Annotated in this window: 2 protein-coding genes; both read right to left on the bottom strand. The window is 61.2% G+C overall.

Features of this window, described 5'->3' with window-relative positions:
* Positions 1–824: phosphotransferase (locus AC1DUU_RS32080; RefSeq protein WP_476787328.1), on the bottom strand; the 824-nt coding region annotated here is incomplete at its 3' end.
* A gap of 7 nt (positions 825–831) precedes the next feature.
* A partial coding sequence (locus AC1DUU_RS32085) for an HAD family hydrolase (protein ID WP_476787329.1) occupies positions 832–1,376 on the bottom strand: 545 nt, incomplete at its 5' end.

A 1,376-nucleotide genomic window follows, 5' to 3' on the forward strand; every position in this document is an offset into this window, starting at 1 on the left:
TATGGAAGAATGCGGGCAAAGGTCAGCCCGAGGAAGAAGTAGTGCCGTGCCGGATAAAGTGGTGACTGGCTGGCGGCCGCTTTCATCCAGCGGTCGCGCAGCCACCAGGTGACGCTGGTTGCAATTGCACGCCCCCGATGAGCATGCCAGTGCCCTTCGCATTCCTGGAATAGCTTGGACCAGTCGAACCAGTAATGATCGAATGGCGATTCGATCGGGTCGATCAGAGAAAGATCGCCGCGCCGCCCGACAAGGATGTTTTCGAAGGTCAGGTCGCCGTGAGAGGCCGTCGGCAAATCAGGCCTGGTGATTTCGTCCATAAGCAGCAGGGCTTCGTGGAGCGTGGCGAGTTCATTTGTATGAGTTCCGGCACTACGCTCTGAGATTTGTTCGAGCTTGGCTGCAAGCGTCGCGCGGCTGGGCGGGATTGATGGAGTACGTGGGCTGGCCGAAGCCAGTGCTCGCATGAGCTGCTCGATACGGTCGGAAAACATCGCCACCTGCTCGAAGGTGGCGGTCGAAAGGTAGTTGATGGCGTCGCGCGCAGGCGCGAATTCCATGTCGTAGAAGCGCAGGCCCTGGGCCTCGTTCTCGTCGAGCACGCGCGGCACGCTGGCCACGCCATCGATCGCTCCCCGCAGCCATTCCTGCCGGGCAGACTGAGCTGTGATGCCTGCATTGGCGGCAAGGCTGTTTGCGGCCTTGCGGACGAAGGGGTTGCCGGAGCTGGTGCGTAGCAACGCCACTGTCGCGCCCGAAAATCCCGAAAGCGGAATGACTTCAGAAAAGTTAGCGAATGCGGGATGGGCGCTCGGGGCGATCATGTGCCGACTAACGGAACTGCGTGACGTCGATGACGGACATGCCCGCGGCACGACCCGAGGCCAAGCCGGCCTCGGCGTCTTCCAGGACCAGACAGCGCGCTGGTTCAACGCCAAGCGTGGCTGCAGCCTTGAGATAAGGTTCCGGATCGGGTTTGCCATTGTCGACATCGTCGCCGCTGACGATTGCGCCAAAGAGCTCGGTCCAGCCCATTGTCGCCAGTATGGCCATCACCCCATCACGATTACCCGACGAAACCAGCGCGAGCTTCTTTTCGCCACCAGCCTCAAGCAATCTCGACGCAGGAAGCGCCTGCGGTTCGCTGGAAAGGAGTATTCGCGCGAAGGCGGTTTTCTTGTCGCGGTGGATGGCGAGCACTTCGTCAGGGGTTATCGACATGATGCCGGTCGCATGCAGCATCAGGGGTATCGCCTCGCGTGCCGGCGCACCGACCGCTGCCATATAATCCGCAAGCGTGAGCTCCGCCCCGCGTGCCGCGAATACCTCGGCATAAGCGCGATGGTGTAGTGGCATCGTGTCGACCAGTGTTCCAT

The sequence above is a fragment of the Aminobacter sp. P4_H6_2 genome, assembly GCF_056400805.1.